Source organism: Kitasatospora sp. NPDC090308 (assembly GCF_044769485.1).
Classification (GTDB): domain Bacteria; phylum Actinomycetota; class Actinomycetes; order Streptomycetales; family Streptomycetaceae; genus Kitasatospora; species Kitasatospora fiedleri.
This window is the reverse complement of the sequence record NZ_JBIVXY010000004.1, coordinates 479,649-496,114: the sequence shown is the minus strand read 5'-3', so window position 1 is coordinate 496,114 and position 16,466 is coordinate 479,649. Positions and strand designations below refer to the sequence as shown.

Genomic DNA, 16,466 nt, shown 5'->3' with positions numbered 1-16,466 from the left:
AGCCGCCCCGGAAGGACACCATGCCGCACCCCGCCGCACCCCCACCCGGCCCGCCCGGCCCGCCCGCACCCGTCCGCCGCACGGCCGCCCCCCGGCACCCCGGCTCCGCCCGGCGCGCCCTGTGCGGACTGCTCGCGGCCGGGGCCCTGGCCGCCGGGGCGCTGCTGCCGCTGCACACCGCGCCCGCCGCCGCTGCCGACAGTGCCGTCGCCGACAGCGCCGCCGCCGCGTCCGCGTCCGCGTTCAACTACGGCGAGGCGCTGCAGAAGTCGCTGCTCTTCTACGAGGCCCAGCAGTCGGGCAAGTTGCCCGCCACCAACCGGGTCGGCTGGCGCGGCGACTCCGCGCTCGACGACGGCAAGGACGTCGGGCTCGACCTCACCGGCGGCTGGTATGACGCGGGCGACCACGTCAAGTTCGGCCTGCCGATGGCGGCGTCGACCACCATGCTGGCCTGGGGCGGCATCGCCGAGAAGCAGGGCTACACCGCCTCCGGGCAACTGCCGTACCTCAAGAACAACCTGCGCTTCGTCGACGACTACCTGCTCAAGGCGCACCCCGCCCCGAACGTGCTCTACGGCCAGGTCGGCAACGGCTCGGCCGACCACGCCTGGTGGGGCCCGGCCGAGGTGCTGCCGATGGCCCGGCCCGCGTACAGGATCGACGCCTCCTGCCCCGGCTCGGACCTGGCGGGCGAGACGGCCGCCGCGCTCGCCTCCTCGTCCATCGTCTTCGCCGACAGCGACCCGGCGTACGCGGCGACCCTGCTCACCCACGCCAAGCAGCTGTACACCTTCGCCGACACCTACCGCGGCAAGTACAGCGACTGCATCAAGGACGCCCAGGGCTACTACAACTCCTGGAGCGGCTACAACGACGAACTGGTCTGGGGCGCGATCTGGCTCTACAAGGCCACCGGTGACAGCACCTACCTGGCCAAGGCCGAGAGCTACTACGCCAACCTCTCCACCGAGCCGCAGACCACGACCAAGTCCTACAAGTGGACGATCGCCTGGGACGACAAGTCCTACGGCGCCTACGTGCTGCTGGCCCAACTCACCGGCAAACAGCAGTACGTCGACGACGCCAACCGCTGGCTGGACTGGTGGACCGTCGGCGTCAACGGCAGCCAGGTCACGTACTCGCCGGGCGGCGAGGCCGTGCTCGACTCCTGGGGCTCGCTGCGCTACGCCGCCAACACCTCCTTCGTGGCGCTGGTCTACTCCGACACGCTCACCGGCGACCCCACCCGCAAGGCCCGCTACCACGACTTCGCGCTCCGCCAGATCGACTACGCGCTCGGCGACAACCCCCGCAAGTCCAGCTACCTGATCGGCTACGGCACCAACCCCCCGAAGAACCCGCACCACCGCACCGCCCACGGCTCCTGGACCGACCAGCTCACCAACCCCGTCAACAGCCGCCACACCCTGATCGGCGCCCTGGTCGGCGGCCCGAGCTCGGCCGACGACTCCTACACCGACGACCGCTCCAACTACGTCAACAACGAGGTCGCCACCGACTACAACGCCGCCTTCACGGGCGCACTGGCCCGGCTCTACGGCGAGTACGGCGGCGCCCCGCTCGCGAACTTCCCGCCGAAGGAGACCCCGGACGGCCCGGAGATGTCCGTCCAGGCCTCGGTGAACGCCGCCGGCCCCAACTTCACCGAGATCAAGGCGTACCTGATCAACAAGTCGGCCTGGCCGGCCCGCCCGCTCAAGAACGCCTCGCTGCGCTACTACTTCACCCTGGAACCGGGCGTGATCCCGAACCAGATCACCCTGACCACCAACTACAACCAGTGCGGCGCGGTCAGCGGCCCGACGCTCTACGCGGGCTCCACCTACTACGTCACGGTCGACTGCTCCACCACCGTGATCGCCCCGGCCGGGCAGTCCGCCTACCGCAAGGAGGTGCAGTTCCGGATCGCCTCCTCGGGCGCCTGGGACCCCACCAACGACTGGTCGTACCAGGGCATTTCGCTGGTCCCCGGCTCGACGCCGGTGGACGCGGCCAACATCCGGCTGCTGGACGGGGGAGTGCCGCAGTGGGGCGCCGAACCGGGCGGCGGCACCGGCCCGTCCTCGTCCCCCTCGCCCTCGCCCTCTCCCTCGCCGTCCTCCTCGGCCTCCCCGTCCCCGTCCCCTTCTCCGTCGGCATCCCCCTCGCCCTCGCCGAGTGCGAGCGGTGGTCCGACCCGGCCGGTCACGGGGTGCGCGGTCAGCTACACCGTGGGCAGCAGCTGGGGCGCCGGGTTCACCGCCGACGTGACGGTGCGCAACACCGGCAGCGGCACCGTCTCCGGCTGGAAGCTGGCCTGGACGTACCGGGGCAACGAGGCGGTCAGCAACGCCTGGAACGCCCAGGTGGTCCAGAGCGGCGCGGCCGTCACCGCCACCGACGCGGGCTGGAACGGCACGCTCGCCCCCGGCGGCACCGCCTCCTTCGGCTTCCAGGCCACCGGTACTCCCGCCGCGCTGCCCGCCTTCACCCTCAACGGCACCGCCTGCACCACCGCCTGACCCGTTCAGCCCGTTCAGCCCGCCGGACCCGCCGGACCCGCCGGACCCGCCGGACCCCGAACGCCCCCGTCCCCGCCGCCACCGCGCGGGGGCGGGGGCGTTCGCGTGCGGCCGGGACGGCCCGGATAAACCTCGGGATTCGCAAGATCACCGCATCGAGGTAAATACCCCCGGCCCCGTGGGCGGAGCGCGCCTACGGAGCGTTAGCGTTCCTCAAGATCCGACCGAGCCGGTCACAGCTTCTGACGGTTAGTCAATTCTTCATTCCCCGAGGAGTGTTCGTCCCGTGACCATTGAGGCCGGCCCGGTCGTGGAGCCGGCACCGCTGCCGACGCGGACGTCTGCACGGACGCGGGTCGACCCGCCGAACGCGTCCGCGGACGCTCCCGGAGCAGGCTGACCACGAGATCCCCGCTCGTGGCGGACGGTCGCAGGCCGCCCGCCCCGTCCGCACGGCCGGACGCGCCTCCGTCGGCCGTCCCGACCAGACCGCCCCCTCCCAGTAAGGAGTCCAGGATGCCCGAGCCAGGGCCTTCCTCTCCGTCACCGGCCCCCGCCGTCCCGGCCGACCTCACCGCCCTCACCGCCCTCCCCGCGCTGCCCGGCCCGCCCGCCGTCCCGTTCCGGGCCGCCGCCACCGCCCTCGCCGCACTCGCCGCGCCCGCCGTCGTACCCGCCGCGCCCGGGGCGTCCGGTGGCGGGCTGGAGCGCATCCTGCGCGGTCCCAGCGGACTCGGGACGGGCGGCCTGCTGCTGCCCCGCCTCCCGGCACCGGCCGCGCCGCCACTGCCCGCCGCCGTCCCGGAGCCGCCCGCCGCCACCCCGGCGGAGGGCACCCCGGTGCCCGGCCTCTACCACCACCCGGTGCCGGAGCCCGACCCCGTCCGGGTGGCCGAGGTCAGCCGCCGGATCAAGGACTGGGCGGTGGACGAGGTGGAGCTGTTCCCCGACGAGTGGGAGGGCGAGTTCGACGGCTTCTCGGTCGGGCGCTACATGGTGGCCTGCCACCCGGACGCCCCGACCGTCGACCACCTGATGCTGGCCACCCGCCTGATGGTCGCCGAGAACGCGGTCGACGACTGCTACTGCGAGGACCACGGCGGCTCCCCGGTCGGCCTCGGCAGCCGGCTGCTGCTCGCGCACACCGCCATCGACCCGCTGCACACCACCGCGGAGTACGCGCCGGGCTGGGCGGAGTCGCTCGGCTCGGACGCCCCGCGCCGCGCCTACCGCTCCGCCATGGCGTACTTCACCGGTGCCGCGACCCCCTCCCAGGCCGACCGCTACCGGCACGACATGGCGCGCCTGCACCTGGGCTACCTGGCCGAGGCCGCCTGGGCCGAGACCGACCACGTGCCCGAGGTGTGGGAGTACCTGGCGATGCGCCAGTTCAACAACTTCCGCCCCTGCCCGACCATCACCGACACCGTCGGCGGCTACGAACTGCCGGCCGACCTGCACGCGATGCCCGGGACCCAGCGGGTCATCGCGCTCGCCGGGAACGCGACCACCCTGGTCAACGACCTCTACTCGTACACCAAGGAGCTGGCGAGCCCCGGCCGCCACCTCAACCTGCCCGTGGTGATCGCCGAACGCGAGGGGCTCTCCGACCGGGACGGCTACCTGAAGGCCGTCGAGGTCCACAACGAGCTGATGCACGCCTTCGAGGCCGAGTCCGCCGCCCTCGCCGCCGCCTGCCCGGCCCCGCCGCTGCTGCGCTTCCTGCGCGGGGTGGCCGCCTGGGTGGACGGCAACCACTACTGGCACCGGACCAACACCTACCGCTACAGCCTGCCCAACTTCTGGTAAGAACCGGCAAGAAACGGACACGTGGACATGACCAGCACCGAATTCGACACCGCCGCCACCACCGGCACCGACGCCGCCACCCCCTTCGTCCCGGCTCCGGCGACCGCCTACCAGGGCGACATCGCCCGCTACTGGAACAACGAGGCCCGGCCGGTCAACCTGCGCCTCGGCGACGTCGACGGCCTCTACCACCACCACTACGGCATCGGCGAGGTCGACCACGCCGCCCTCGGCACCCCCGAGGACAGCGCGTACGAGAAGAAGCTGATCGCCGAACTGCACCGGCTGGAGTCCGCCCAGGCCGAGGTCCTGCTCGACCACCTCGGCCCGATCGCGCCGGGCGACACCCTGATGGACGCCGGCTGCGGTCGCGGCGGCTCCATGGTCATGGCCCACCAGCGCTTCGGCTGCAAGGTCGAGGGCGTCACCCTCTCCACCACCCAGGCCGAGTTCGGCAACCGCCGCGCCCGGGAGCTCGGCATCGCCGACCACGTCCGCTCCCGGGTCTGCAACATGCTCGACACCCCGTTCGCCAGCGGCCTGATGTCCGGCTCCTGGAACAACGAGTCCAGCATGTACGTCGACCTGCACGACCTGTTCGCCGAGCACGCCCGGGTGCTCAAGGTCGGCGGCCGGTACGTCACCGTCACCGGCTGCTGGAACCCGCGCTACGGCCAGCCCTCCAAGTGGGTCTCCCAGATCAACGCCCACTTCGAGTGCAACATCCACTCCCGCCGCGAGTACCTCCGCGCGATGGCCGACAACCGCCTCGTCCCGCAGGCCGTCATCGACCTGACCCCCGACACCCTCCCCTACTGGGAACTGCGCGCCACCTCCTCGCTGGTCACCGGCATCGAGGAGGCGTTCATCGAGTCCTACAAGGACGGCTCCTTCCAGTACGTCCTGATCGCAGCCGACCGCGTCTGACCCCTCTGTCCCCCTCTACCCCTCTGTCCCTCTACTCCCTCTTCCTCTCCTCCGCCCCACCGGTCCCCGCCGCCACCCAGGCGCCGGGGACCGGCCGGCGGTGGGATCAGGTGCTGTGGCCGTAGACGGCCGTGACCGGGGCGTGGTCGGACCAGCGTTCGGCGTGGGTGGCGGCGCGTTCGACGTGCGCGCGGGTGCAGCGGGCGGCCAGGCCCGGGGTGGCCAGCTGGTAGTCGATGCGCCAGCCGGCGTCGTTGTCGAAGGCGCGACCGCGGTAGGACCACCAGGAGTAGGGGCCGTCCTGGTCGGGGTGGTGGTGGCGCAGGACGTCCACGTAGCCGTGGTCGTCGAGGACGCGGGAGAACCAGGCGCGCTCCTCGGGGAGGAAGCCGGCCTTCTTCCGGTTGGCCTTCCAGTTGCGCAGGTCGGCCTCGCGGTGGGCGATGTTCCAGTCGCCGCAGACCACCACCTCGCGGCCCTCCGCCGCCGCGCGGGCCCGCAGCTCGCCGAGGTGGAGCAGGAACTCGGCCATGAAGCGCTCCTTCTCGTCCTGTCGCGCGGTGCCCACCTCGCCGGAGGGGAGGTACAGCGAGGCGACCGTCAGGCCGGGCAGGTCGAGCTCGGCGTAGCGGCCGGAGGAGTCGAACTCGGCGGACCCGAAGCCGATCCGGGTGGCCTCGGGCGCGCGCCGGGAGAGCACCGCCACCCCGGCCCGCCCCTTGGCCGCGGCGGGCGCCCAGACGCCGTGCCATCCGTCGAGCCGGGCCAGCACGTCGTCGAACTGCCCGGCCTCGGCGCGCACCTCCTGGAGGCAGACCACCTCGGACTCGGTGCCGTCGATCCACTCCAGGAAGCCCTTCTTGGCGGCCGCCCGGATCCCGTTGACGTTGACTGTCGTGATGATGCTGTGCACGGAGCGAGGGTACCGGTCGGCTCCGACAGCCCGGCATTCCGGGCGAACCGGTGCGCCATACCGGGTCGGCGGGCGATCCGCAAGGAACACCTCCCATTGGTCTTGACCATCTCCCGGGGCACCCCCTACTGTCACTTACTGCAAAGACCTTTAATAAAGAAGGACGGATAAAGCCCGCCTCCCCCACCTGCCGAAACGGGGAGTCGCGGTGGGCCTGTCGTCCCTCAGGGTGGAGGACACGGTGGGGCAAGGAACGCTCGCGGCGGTGGCGGAGCCGAAGTACTGGCACCTGCGCACGGTGCTGCTGCGCACCATGGACACCGAGTTCTCCACCGGCCAGGTGCTGCCCAACGAGCGGGAGCTCTCGGCGCGCTTCGGCGTGGCCCGGGCCACCCTCCGGCAGGCCCTGGACCAGCTGGAGCTGGAGGGCCGCCTGGTCCGCCGTCGCGGCATCGGCACGCTGATCGCCGCCCCGCGGGTGGGCGTCCCGGTCGGCGGGCGCGAGTCCGGCCGCCCCGGCGCCGCCCGCGACGGGCAGGAGTGGACGGTGGTGGACTGCGCCACCGGCCCCGCCACCGCCGCGCTGGCCCGCACCCTGGGCCTGGCCGAGGGCGACCAGGTGCACACCGTGCGCCGTCTGCGGACCGTCCAGGGCGTGACGGTCGCCGCCGAGTCGCTGCACGTGCCCTCCGCCGCGCTGCCGCACCTGGCCGTGGTGGTGAAGGGCGGCGACCGGGCCCGCGGCGTGCTGCGCCAGCTGGAGCGGCTCGGCGTCGACGGCGAGTCCCGCTCGGTGGAGCTGGGCGTCGCGGAGGCCGCCGAGGCCGCGCTGCTGGAGCGCCCCCCGGGCACCCCGGTGCTGGTGGTCACCACGCAGTACGCGACGGCGGGCCGGCTGGTCGCGGTCGGGGTCTCCACCTACCGGGCCGACACCTGCAAGCTGACCTTCGGCGAGTCCGGCGCGGCCGTCCAGGTCGCCTCCGCCGTCCCGGTCGCCGCCGCCGTCTCCTGACGCCGGGCCCGCCGCCCGCCACCCGCCACCGTTCCTGACGGACCGTCAGGGCGCCTTGTCGGTGGCCGCCGTTACGCTCCTGCTCACTGACGACCGGTGAAGCAGGGGAGCGGCGCCACGATGGATCAGACGGACCAGACGGACCTGACCGAGCAGGCGGACCACGGCAGGGTGCTCACCGAGCGGGCGGTCGCCGCCGTGCGGGAGGACCCGGGCCGTCAGGTGCTCGACTACCACCGGTTCGCCGGCCCGTGGGTCGAGGGCGCCCTCCGGCCGCGCCCCGAGCTGACGGCCTTCCCCAGCGGCCACCCGCTGCCGCCCAGTCTGCGCACCTGGCTGGCGTACGACAGCGGGATGCTGGCGCGCCACGACTGGTTCGACGAGGACGGCGCCCTCGCGCCGCGCACCCTGGGCGAGATCGCCGTCGAGGAGTACGGCGAGCCGTGGGGCTCCTGCTTCGAGCCGTTCTCGGAGCGGTTCGGCGAGTGCTTCCTGCTGCCCGGCGGCTCCGACTCCCGCCGGGTGCTGTCCGTCGGCCCGCACGGCGAGCGCGACGGGCTCGGCGAGTACCCGGTGTTCGCGCTGGACGTCGACGACCTGCCGTACGCGGTGCTGATGTACCCGGGTTTCGACGTCTACCTCGCCGAGACCGCGGGCGTGCTGCCGCCCGACGACCGCCCCGGCTACGACTCGCTCAAGCACGACCCCCGGTACGCGCGGCGGATGCTGGCGCACGCCCGGGCGCGGCTCGGCGGTGCGTACGACCTGCTCTGCCTGCCGTAGCCGGGCGCCGCGGGCGGGCGGCTACCGCGCGGTGGGCGGGTCGACGGCGAACAGCTGTTCCTCGACGTGGTCGAGGGCGACCCGCAGCGCGCCCATCGCGACCACCTCGGAGCCGAGCGCGGCGAGCGCCACCTCGGGGGAGCGCAGCGTGTAGCGGGCGAGCTGTTCGCGCAGCGGCTCCAGGACGCCGTCCAGCCCGGCAGCCCAGCCGCCGACCACGACGAGTTCGGGGTCGAGGGCGAGGACCAGCGCGGTGACGTCGTGCACCAGGCGGCTCAGGAAGCGGTCCATGGCGATCTGCGAGACCTGGTCGCCCTCCCGGGCCAGTCGCAGCACCCGGGCCACGGCGGCCTCGTCCAGCGGGTCGAGCGGCTTGCCGGTGGTGGACAACAGCCGTTCGGGGGTGACCTGTTGGCCGAGCAGGTGGAGCGCGCCGATCTCGCCGGCCGCGCCGCCGTGGCCGCGGTGCAGCCGCCCGCCGATCAGCGAGCCGGCGCCGGGGCTGAGCCCGGCCATCACGAACACCACGTCGCCCTTGCCGACCGCCGCGCCCTTCCAGTGCTCGGCGATGGCGGCCAGGTTGGCGTCGTTCTCGATCACCACGGGGCAGCGGAAGGAGCGGCGCAGCCGGGCCCCGAGGTCGAGGCCGGTCCAGCCGGGCATCGCGGTGCCGAGCCGGACGGTGCCGTCCCGGTCGACGATGCCGGGGGTGCCGACGGCGACCTCCCACAGGCTGTCGCGGGAGACCCCGGCCTTGCGCAGCACCTCGCCGACGGTGGTGCGGACCAGGGCGAGCCGCTCCTCGGCCTCCACCGACTCGTCCACCGTCCGGGAGTGGCTGGTCAGCACCTCGCCGGCCAGGTCGGCGAGGACGACCCGCAGGTCGTGGACGCCGATCTCGATGCCGAGCACGTGCCCGGCCTCGGCGCGGAACCGGAACCAGCGGGCCGGGCGGCCGCGCTGACGGCCCGACTCCTGGACGTGCTCGACCTCGGCGACCAGCCCGGACTCCAGCAGCCCCTCGATCACGCCCTCGACGGTGGGCCTGGACAGGCCGGTGTCGCCGACGAGCTGGGTCAGCGTGACGGCCTGTCCGTCGCGCAACGACCGCAGGGTGACCGCCGCGTTGATGCGCCGCAGCAGTGAGGAGTCCCCTCCGGTGAGCCGGTCCGTCAAATCGCTGCCCTTCCGCTTCGCGCGACTGCCCTGGCGCGCGGTGACGTGGAGCGCGGCACCGCCGGTCCGACCGTGGTGAGGCCGTCGCGGGCCCGCGCGGAGCCGCCGCCCGCGGCCTGGCACTTGTGGGGTGCACCGGACGGGGCGTCTGCCCGGATCGTACTCGGGCGGCCCCGCGCGGGGCGAGCGTTTCCGCAGCTCATAACGGCTTCGGTATCGAAACGGTACGTCGTCCGTGATCACGGGGTGACCCGCCGTCGGCGCGGCGGAGGACCGGTGGGAGACGGCAGGGAGACGGGAGGGGCAGGGGGAGACGGGGAGAGGCGGGGGAGACGAGGGGAGGCGGGGGAGGGGACGGCGGCGGGCGGGCGGCGGGGTGCCGTGGACGCCCTAAGCTTCCGCCCATGGGGAACGACACCGCCGCAGCGCACCCGACCGTGCACCCGACCGTGCGCCCGGTCGCCGGGGAGGACGCCGAGTTCGTCCGCGCCCACACCAGTCCCGGGCCGGTGCCGTTCGTGCCGGAGGTGCGGCTGCGGATGGCGGGGGACGCGATCGAGCTGTGGGAGACCACCGAGCGGGCGCGCGGGCGGGAGGGGCTGCCGCCGCCGTTCTGGGCGTTCCCGTGGGCGGGCGGGGTGGCGGTGGCCCGGTACGTCCTGGACCATCCCGAACTGGTGCGCGGACGCCGGGTGTTGGACCTGGCGGCGGGCTCCGGCCTGGTCGGCGTCGCGGCGGCGCTGAGCGGCGCGGCCGGGGTGCGGGCGGCGGAGATCGACGCCTACGCGGTGGCCTCGATCGAGGTGAACGCGCAGCTCAACGGCGTCGCGGTGACGGCCGAACTGGCCGACGTGCTGGACGGTGACGGTGCGCCGGACGAGGTGGTGCTGGCGGGCGACGTGTTCTACGAGCGGACGATGGCGGCCCGCTTCCTGCCGTTCCTGGAGCGGGCCGCCGCCCGGGGCGCGACCGTGGTGGTCGGCGACCCGGGACGGGCCTACCTGCCGCGCGGGCGCTTCACCGCGCTCGCCGAGTACACCGTCCCGGTCGCCGCCGACCTGGAGGACGCGGCCGAGAAGTCCACCACGGTGTGGGCGCTGCGCGGCTGACCCGGCGCCGGGCCCCGGTGGGGCGGGGCGGGCGAACCCGTTGGCGGGCGGCCGGGCGGGGCTGGTAGGAACGGGGGCATGAGCGAGTACGAACTGCGGGCCGCCCGCCCCGAGGACATCGACGCGGTGCTGGCGTTCTGGGCCGAGTCCGCCGAGGGCACCAGCATCAGCGACGACCGGGCGGGCGTCGCCCGGCTGCTGGAACGCGACCCGCGGGCCCTGCTGCTGGCCGAGCACGAGGGCGCGATCCTCGGCACGGTGATCGCGGGGTGGGACGGCTGGCGCTGCCACCTCTACCGGCTGGCCGTCCACCCCGCCGCCCGCCGCCGGGGCATCGGCACCGCCCTGCTCGACGCCGCGCACGCCCGCTTCGCGCAGGCCGGCGGTCGCCGGGCCGACGCGATGGTGCTGGAGCACAACGCGCTCGGCCGAGCCGCCTGGGAGGCCGCCGGCTACGGGCGCGAGGACCAGTGGCGCCGCTGGACCAGGCCGCTGGACGGCGACCCCGCCGCGTCCTGACTCCTGACGCGCCGCCGGAGCGGGCGCGCGGGGGAGTGCCGGGAGGGCCGCCGGGGGTCTCAGGGGAGGATCGGGAGGATCGGGCGGATCATCGCCGTCAGCTCGGGGGAGAGCGGCGTCGAGCGTTGGGAGTTGAACCTCCGGTAGCCCCAGCTCTCGTACCGCCGGAGCACCTTGCCCTCGCCCGCCAGCGGGTTGACCATCAGGGCGGCGCGCTGTTCCGGGCGGTCGGCGAGCAGGGCGTCGTGGATCAGGCGGGCCGTTCCGGTGCCCCGCCAGGGGGCCCGGACGCCGATCTCCCGGAGGGCCAGCACCGGGGTCGCGGTGAAGCCCGCGGGCAGCGGCTCGGCCAGGCGCCGCCAGTAGCCGTCCGCGGGCCCGACGGTGTTGCCGTAGGCGTAGCCGATCGCGCTGCCCCCGCCCCGGCCGGGGGCGGCCACGGCCAGGACGAGGGCGAAGCCCGGGGTGGCGGCGTGCTGGTCGAGGCGTTCGGCGAAGGCCCGGACCCGGTAGTTCGGGTGGTCCAGCAGCGGGGCCCGGACGTCCGCGTACACGTCCAGCAGGGTCCGCCGGACGTCCGGCGCGAGGGTGGTGAATCGGCGCAGGTCGACGGCCACGCGGGCTCCTCCGGACGTCGGGGGCGTACCGGGCCCGCGGTCGGTGCGGGTCCTGCCGGGAGTCTCCCGCACCGAACGGCGGCGACGGACCCCGGGCACCCCGGCCCCGCCCCGGCCCGCCGCCCGCCCGGACCCCGGGCACCCCGCCCCGGCCCGGCGCACGTCCTTCGGCCGGGTGCGGCCCGGCCGCCGCTCCGTCACTCGAAGGCCGCCGCCGCCTCCCGCAGGGCCCGGGCCACCGTCTCCGGGTCGTACGGCGCGGCCGGGCCCGGCAGGTAGGTCACCGAGCGCAGCTCGCCGGTGTAGCGGAAGGAGCGGTGGCGCTCCCACAGCGGCCAGGACACCGGGGACTTGCGGTCGACGCCGACGCTGATGCCCTGGAACGGGGCCATCCCGATCAGCTGGTGCACCGGGCCGAGCGTGCCCGTCACCGCGCCGTCCACCCGCACCTCGAAGCGCCACTTCAGCTCGGCCACCGCCGTCGCCTCCAGCGCCACCAGGTGCGCCCCGGGCGGGAGTTCGCCCGCGTCGGCCTCGAACAGCTCGCCGTACTGGTTGTACGCCAGGCGCAGCCGCCCGTCTTCCACGTACAGGCTGTAGCCGCCGCCCTGGTCGCCGTGCGAGACCAGCACGCCCCGGTCGTCCGCGCCGTGCCGGTCGAGGGCCACCTCGGCGGTGAAGGAGCGGAACGCCACCAGCCGGGAGGAGCGGTAGCGCTCCAGCTCAGGGGTGCCGGCCAGCAGCGTCACCGGCCGGCGCAGCGCCTCGTCCTCCGGGTTGCGCAGGGCGAACGCGCCGGAGGCGTCGGCCAGCGGGAAGACCCCGTTGCGCCAGGCCGCGTCCTCCCACGCCTGCGCCAACTCCTTGACCAGCTCGTGTCGTTCGGCCGACAGGTCGTGGATCTCGGTCGGGTCGGTGCGCAGGTCGTACAGCGCCCACTCGCCGTCGTCGTAGGGCGCGCCCGGCCGGTGCAGGGTCACCAGCTTCCAGCCGTCGCGGTAGTACGAGCGGTTGCCGGTCATCTCGCAGTACTGCTCGTGGTGGGTGGACGGCGCGTCGGCGGCCCGCAGCACGGACGCGAACGACACCCCGTCCAGCTCCTGCACCGGCACCCCGCCGCGCTCCGCCGGCCGCTCCACGCCCGCGAGTTCGAGCAGCGTGGGCAGCAGGTCGGTGACGTATTGGTACTGGCCGCGCACCCCGTCGTCGCCCGCCGCGCGCGGCAGCCCGGCCGGCCAGGACAGCACGAACGGGACGCGCACGCCGCCCGCGTGGGTCTGGCCCTTGTACAGCCGGAACGGCGTGTTGGAGGCCATGCCCCAGCCGCGCGGGTAGTGCACCAGCGACCGCGGGCCGCCGATCAGGTCGATCTCCCGCTGCACGTCCGGGTTCCAGTCGGCGGGCAGGTTCGGGTGGTGGACGAAGCGGCTGAAGTAGCTGCGGGTGCCCTCCGCGCCGCCCTCTCCGGTGCCGCCGTTGTCGGAGGTGAACACCACGATGGTGTTGTCGAGTTCGCCGAGCTGCGCCAGCACGTCGGTGAGCCGGCCCAGGTTCTGGTCGACGTTGTCGACCATGGCGGCGTAGACCTCCATGTAGCGGGCGTACAACTTCCGCTGCACCGCGTCGAGTTCGTCCCAGGCCCCGACCTCGTACCCGGCCTCGCCGTTGCGCTCCGGCAGCTCGGTGCCGGGCGGGAAGTGCCCGGCCGCCAGCTGCCGGGCGAAGCGCCGCTCCCGCAGCTCGTCCCAGCCGCCGTCGTAGCGGCCCCGGTGCCGGGCCAGGTCCTCCGGCTTGGCCTGGAGCGGGCCGTGCACCGCGTTGTGGGCCAGGTAGAGGAAGAACGGCTTGTCCGGGTCGTGCGCGCGCAGCGACTTGACCATGCCGATCGCCCGGTCGGTGATGTCGTCGGTGTAGTAGTAGCCGTCCGGGAACTCGTCGATGTCCAGCGGCGAGTTGTCGCGCACCAGCTGGTGCGGGTGGAACAGGCTGGTCAGGCCCTCCAGCACCCCGTAGTACTGGTCGAAGCCCTTCTGGAGCGGCCAGTTGGCGCGGTCGTCGGCCGCCGAGGAGGCGGAGTCCCGGGTCAGGTGCCACTTGCCGACCGCGTACGTCGCGTACCCGGCGTCGTGCAGGGTCTGCGCCAGGGTCGGGACGTCGCCCGCGATCTCCATCCCGTACCCGGGGAAGCCCGGGTCGGCGTTGGCCACGAACGAGTACCCCACCCGGTGCGGGTTCAGGCCGGTCAGCAGCGCCGCCCGGGCGGGCGAACACAGCGGCATGGTGTGGTAGTTGGCGAGCTTGACGCCGCGCGCGGCCAGGCCGTCCAGGGTCGGCGTCGGCACCTCCGAGCCGAACGGCCCGACGTCGCTGTAGCCCAGGTCGTCGACCAGCACCACCACCACGTTCGGCGCGCCCTCGCGCGGGCGCACCCGGCGCGGCCAGGACGGCACCGACTCGCCGAACGTCCGCCCGACCCGGCCGGGGAAGCCCGCGTAGGGGTCGCGGCGGTGGCCGGTGCCGGGGCTCGCGCCCTCGGTCGCGTTCCGGTTGGTGTCGCTCACAGCAGGCTCCCGGAGGTAGGGGCGGGCAGGGCCGGGACGGCCGCCAGCAGTTCGGCCGTGTAGGGGTGTTCGGGCGCGGTGACGACCCGGTCGGCCGGGCCGCTCTCCACGATCCGGCCGCGGTGCAGCACCGCGATCCGGTGGCTGACCTGCCGCACCACCGCCAGGTCGTGCGCGATGAACAGCACCGCCAGCCCCAACTCCCGTTGCAGGCGAGCCAGCAGCTCGATCACCTGGGCCTGGATCGACACGTCCAGCGCGGAGACCGGCTCGTCGCACACCAGGACGCTCGGCTCCGGGGCCAGCGCCCGCGCGATGCCGATCCGCTGCCGCTGCCCGCCGGAGAACTCGCGCGGCGAACGGGCCGCCGCCGACGCCTCCAGGCCCACCTGCTCCAGCAGTTCGGCCACCCGGGCCTGCCGCTGCGCCCGGTCGCCGATCCGGTGCGCGATCAGCGGCTCGGCGATGATCCGGCCCACCGTCAGCCGCGGGTTCAGCGAGGCGTACGGGTCCTGGAAGACCATCTGGATCTCCCGCCGGGCCCGCCGGCCGTCCAGCGGCTGCCCGGCGAAGCTGATGCCGCCCGCGTCGGGCGCGTGCGCGCCCACCAGGGCCCGGGCCAGCGTGGACTTCCCCGACCCGGACTCGCCGACCAGGCCCAGCGTCTCGCCCGGGTGCAGCTCCAGGTCGACGGACTCCAGCGCCGCCGTCCGCCGCCGCCGCGGACCGTACCCCTTCGCCAACCCGCGCACCACCAGCAGCGGTTCGGCGCCGGGCGTGCTGTTCGCGGCGGCCCGGGACGGCGCGTCCAGCCGTGGCACCGCCGCCAACAGGGTCTTGGTGTAAGGATGTCGAGGTGACGTCAGGAGCCTTTCGACAGGGCCCTGTTCGACCACCTCGCCGTCGCGCATCACCAGCAGCCGGGAGCAGGTCTCGGCGATCACGCCCAGGTCGTGGCTGATCACCACCAGGGCGGTGCCGCGCTCCCGGTTGATCCGGGCCAGCAGGCGCAGGATCTGCCGCTGCACGGTCGGGTCCAGCGCGGTGGTCGGCTCGTCCGCGACCAGCACCTGGGCGTCGTGCGCCAGGGCCAGGGCGATCATGATGCGCTGGCGCTGGCCGCCGGAGAACTGGTGCGGGAAGTCGCCCAGCCGGGACACCGCCTTCGGCACCCCCACCAGCTCCAGCAACTCCACCGCCCGCGCGGCCCGTTCGGCCTTCGACCGGCGCCCGCCGTGCGCCCGCAGCGCCTCGTCCAGCTGGCGGCCCACCGAGAGCACCGGGTTCAGCGAGGACATCGGGTCCTGGAAGATCATCGCGATCCGCCTGCCGCGCACCGCCCGCAGCGCCTCCTCCGGCAGCCCGGCCAGGTCCTGCCCGTCCAGCTCCACCGCCCCGCCGGTGATCAGGCCCCCGGCGGGCAGCATCCGCAGCAGTGCCAGCGCGGTCGTCGACTTGCCCGACCCGGACTCGCCGACGATCCCCAGGCTCTCCCCGGCTCCCAGGGCGAAGTCCACCCCGCGCACCGCCGGCCGCCCCCCGAACGCCACGTGCAGCCCGCGCACCCGCAGCAACGCGCCGGTGGGGGAAGGAGGTTGGTCCGCCGACGGCGGGCGGTCGATCAATTCGGTCATCGTACGGCCCTCCGGGTCGGGTCGGCTTCCCGTGCTCATGTGCGCGCCCCACGGTTCAGGGCCTCGGCCAGCAGGGTGAAGCCGAGGACGAGGGCGGTGGTGACGGCCAGCGGGGCGGCGGCCAGCAGCGGGTGGGTGTCCAGGTAGGCGACCGAGCCGCTGATCAGGCTGCCCAGGGTGGGCTCCGGCGGGCGGACGCCCAGGCCGAGGAAGCTGAGCGCGCCCTCGATGAAGACGCCCACCGACAGGGCGACCGCGCCCTGCACGATCAGCGGGTCGACCGCGTTCGGCAGCACGTGCCGCAGCAGCACCCTGGCCCGGCCCGCGCCGCCGACCCGGGCGGCCAGCGCGTACTCGCGCTCCCGCTGCACCAGCACGCCCGCCCGCAACTGCCGTCCGAAGTACGGCACCTCGGCCAGCGCGATGATGATCACCACCGGCCAGCGGCCCGGCCCGAGGATCGCCGTCACCGCCAGGCCGAGGATCAGCCCGGGGAAGGACAGCACCAGGTCGAACAGCCGCTGCACCACCAGGTCGGCGGTCCGCGAGGTGGCCGCCAGCAGGGCCAGCCCCGCACCGGCCAGCGCGCCCGCCGGAACGGCCGTCAGGATGATCGACAGGTCGGTGAGGATGCCGTGCAGGAGCCGGCTGAGCAGGTCCCGCCCGATGTCGTCGGTGCCCAGCGGGTGCGCCCCGCTCGGGCCGGCCAGCGCCTGCGGGCCCTGCGCGTCCGGGTCGGCGCCGGACAGCAGCGGCGCCAGCAGCCCGGCCAGCGCCACCGTCCCGACCAGCACCAGCCCGCTGACGCCCCGCCAGGTCAGCAGCCCGGCGACGTAGCGGTTGCGCGAACGGGCAACCAGGGGAAAGGGGATCGTGGTCAT

The 16,466-nt window shown here is 74.3% G+C and carries 13 protein-coding genes; 7 read left to right on the top strand and 6 right to left on the bottom strand.

Annotated features, from left to right (window positions below; all coding sequences use genetic code 11):
• The first annotated feature begins 20 nt into the window (after nucleotides 1-20).
• The 3 genes from ACIQVD_RS12835 (at nucleotide 21) to ACIQVD_RS12825 (ending at nucleotide 5,261) form a co-directional block, all read left to right on the top strand.
• Nucleotides 21-2,525, top strand: coding sequence for a glycoside hydrolase family 9 protein (locus tag ACIQVD_RS12835; RefSeq protein WP_402288515.1), 2,505 nt, complete (start codon nucleotides 21-23; stop codon nucleotides 2,523-2,525).
• Nucleotides 2,526-3,041: 516 nt separating this feature from the next.
• A complete protein-coding gene (locus tag ACIQVD_RS12830; RefSeq protein ID WP_402288512.1) occupies nucleotides 3,042-4,334 on the top strand; it encodes a family 2 encapsulin nanocompartment cargo protein terpene cyclase in 1,293 nt (430 codons plus the stop codon).
• Between the two features lie 27 nt (nucleotides 4,335-4,361).
• A complete protein-coding gene (locus ACIQVD_RS12825; RefSeq protein WP_400684521.1) occupies nucleotides 4,362-5,261 on the top strand; it encodes a geranyl diphosphate 2-C-methyltransferase in 900 nt (299 codons plus the stop codon).
• A gap of 106 nt (nucleotides 5,262-5,367) precedes the next feature.
• Here the strand turns inward: ACIQVD_RS12825 and ACIQVD_RS12820 are convergent, their stop codons facing one another.
• Nucleotides 5,368-6,174, bottom strand: coding sequence for an exodeoxyribonuclease III (locus ACIQVD_RS12820; protein WP_402288510.1), 807 nt, complete (start codon nucleotides 6,172-6,174; stop codon nucleotides 5,368-5,370).
• 241 nt (nucleotides 6,175-6,415) lie between these two features.
• On the opposite strand from ACIQVD_RS12820, the gene ACIQVD_RS12815 reads away from it, so the two are divergent.
• The gene (locus ACIQVD_RS12815; protein WP_402288508.1) at nucleotides 6,416-7,186 is read left to right on the top strand and encodes a GntR family transcriptional regulator; all 771 of its coding nucleotides are present in this window, start codon (nucleotides 6,416-6,418) and stop codon (nucleotides 7,184-7,186) included.
• 120 nt (nucleotides 7,187-7,306) lie between these two features.
• Nucleotides 7,307-7,969, top strand: coding sequence for a hypothetical protein (locus ACIQVD_RS12810; RefSeq protein WP_402288506.1), 663 nt, complete (start codon nucleotides 7,307-7,309; stop codon nucleotides 7,967-7,969).
• Nucleotides 7,970-7,990: 21 nt separating this feature from the next.
• On the opposite strand, the gene ACIQVD_RS12805 is transcribed toward ACIQVD_RS12810, so the two are convergent.
• A complete protein-coding gene (locus ACIQVD_RS12805; protein WP_402288504.1) occupies nucleotides 7,991-9,145 on the bottom strand; it encodes an ROK family protein in 1,155 nt (384 codons plus the stop codon).
• Between the two features lie 404 nt (nucleotides 9,146-9,549).
• Between ACIQVD_RS12805 and ACIQVD_RS12800 the strand changes: the two genes are divergently transcribed.
• Entirely contained in the window at nucleotides 9,550-10,254 is a 705-nt protein-coding gene (locus ACIQVD_RS12800) for a class I SAM-dependent methyltransferase (RefSeq protein WP_402288502.1), read from the top strand.
• 78 nt (nucleotides 10,255-10,332) lie between these two features.
• Nucleotides 10,333-10,773: a GNAT family N-acetyltransferase gene (locus ACIQVD_RS12795; protein ID WP_402288499.1), complete on the top strand. Its 441-nt coding sequence runs from the start codon at nucleotides 10,333-10,335 to the stop codon at nucleotides 10,771-10,773.
• 59 nt (nucleotides 10,774-10,832) lie between these two features.
• Here the strand turns inward: ACIQVD_RS12795 and ACIQVD_RS12790 are convergent, their stop codons facing one another.
• The 4 genes from ACIQVD_RS12790 to ACIQVD_RS12775 form a co-directional block, all read right to left on the bottom strand.
• Nucleotides 10,833-11,390, bottom strand: a complete 558-nt coding sequence (locus tag ACIQVD_RS12790; protein WP_402288496.1) for a GNAT family N-acetyltransferase — start codon at nucleotides 11,388-11,390, stop codon at nucleotides 10,833-10,835.
• Between the two features lie 197 nt (nucleotides 11,391-11,587).
• Nucleotides 11,588-13,951 carry an arylsulfatase gene (locus ACIQVD_RS12785; RefSeq protein WP_402288494.1) on the bottom strand — a complete coding sequence of 788 codons (2,364 nt, stop codon included), beginning with the start codon at nucleotides 13,949-13,951 and terminating at the stop codon, nucleotides 11,588-11,590.
• Nucleotides 13,948-15,585: an ABC transporter ATP-binding protein gene (locus tag ACIQVD_RS12780; protein ID WP_400684568.1), complete on the bottom strand. Its 1,638-nt coding sequence runs from the start codon at nucleotides 15,583-15,585 to the stop codon at nucleotides 13,948-13,950. The genes ACIQVD_RS12785 and ACIQVD_RS12780 overlap by 4 nt, the downstream gene beginning before the upstream one ends.
• 35 nt (nucleotides 15,586-15,620) lie before the next feature.
• Nucleotides 15,621-16,466, bottom strand: a complete 846-nt coding sequence (locus ACIQVD_RS12775; protein ID WP_400684571.1) for an ABC transporter permease — start codon at nucleotides 16,464-16,466, stop codon at nucleotides 15,621-15,623.

Coding starts and splice junctions, on each gene's coding strand:
- ACIQVD_RS12835 (WP_402288515.1), top strand. CDS start 21: ATGCCGCACCCCGCCGCACCCCCACCCGGCCCGCCCGGCCCGCCCGCA.
- ACIQVD_RS12830 (WP_402288512.1), top strand. CDS start 3,042: ATGCCCGAGCCAGGGCCTTCCTCTCCGTCACCGGCCCCCGCCGTCCCG.
- ACIQVD_RS12825 (WP_400684521.1), top strand. CDS start 4,362: ATGACCAGCACCGAATTCGACACCGCCGCCACCACCGGCACCGACGCC.
- ACIQVD_RS12810 (WP_402288506.1), top strand. CDS start 7,307: ATGGATCAGACGGACCAGACGGACCTGACCGAGCAGGCGGACCACGGC.
- ACIQVD_RS12800 (WP_402288502.1), top strand. CDS start 9,550: ATGGGGAACGACACCGCCGCAGCGCACCCGACCGTGCACCCGACCGTG.
- ACIQVD_RS12795 (WP_402288499.1), top strand. CDS start 10,333: ATGAGCGAGTACGAACTGCGGGCCGCCCGCCCCGAGGACATCGACGCG.
- ACIQVD_RS12780 (WP_400684568.1), bottom strand. CDS start 15,585: ATGACCGAATTGATCGACCGCCCGCCGTCGGCGGACCAACCTCCTTCC.
- ACIQVD_RS12775 (WP_400684571.1), bottom strand. CDS start 16,466: ATGACCACGATCCCCTTTCCCCTGGTTGCCCGTTCGCGCAACCGCTAC.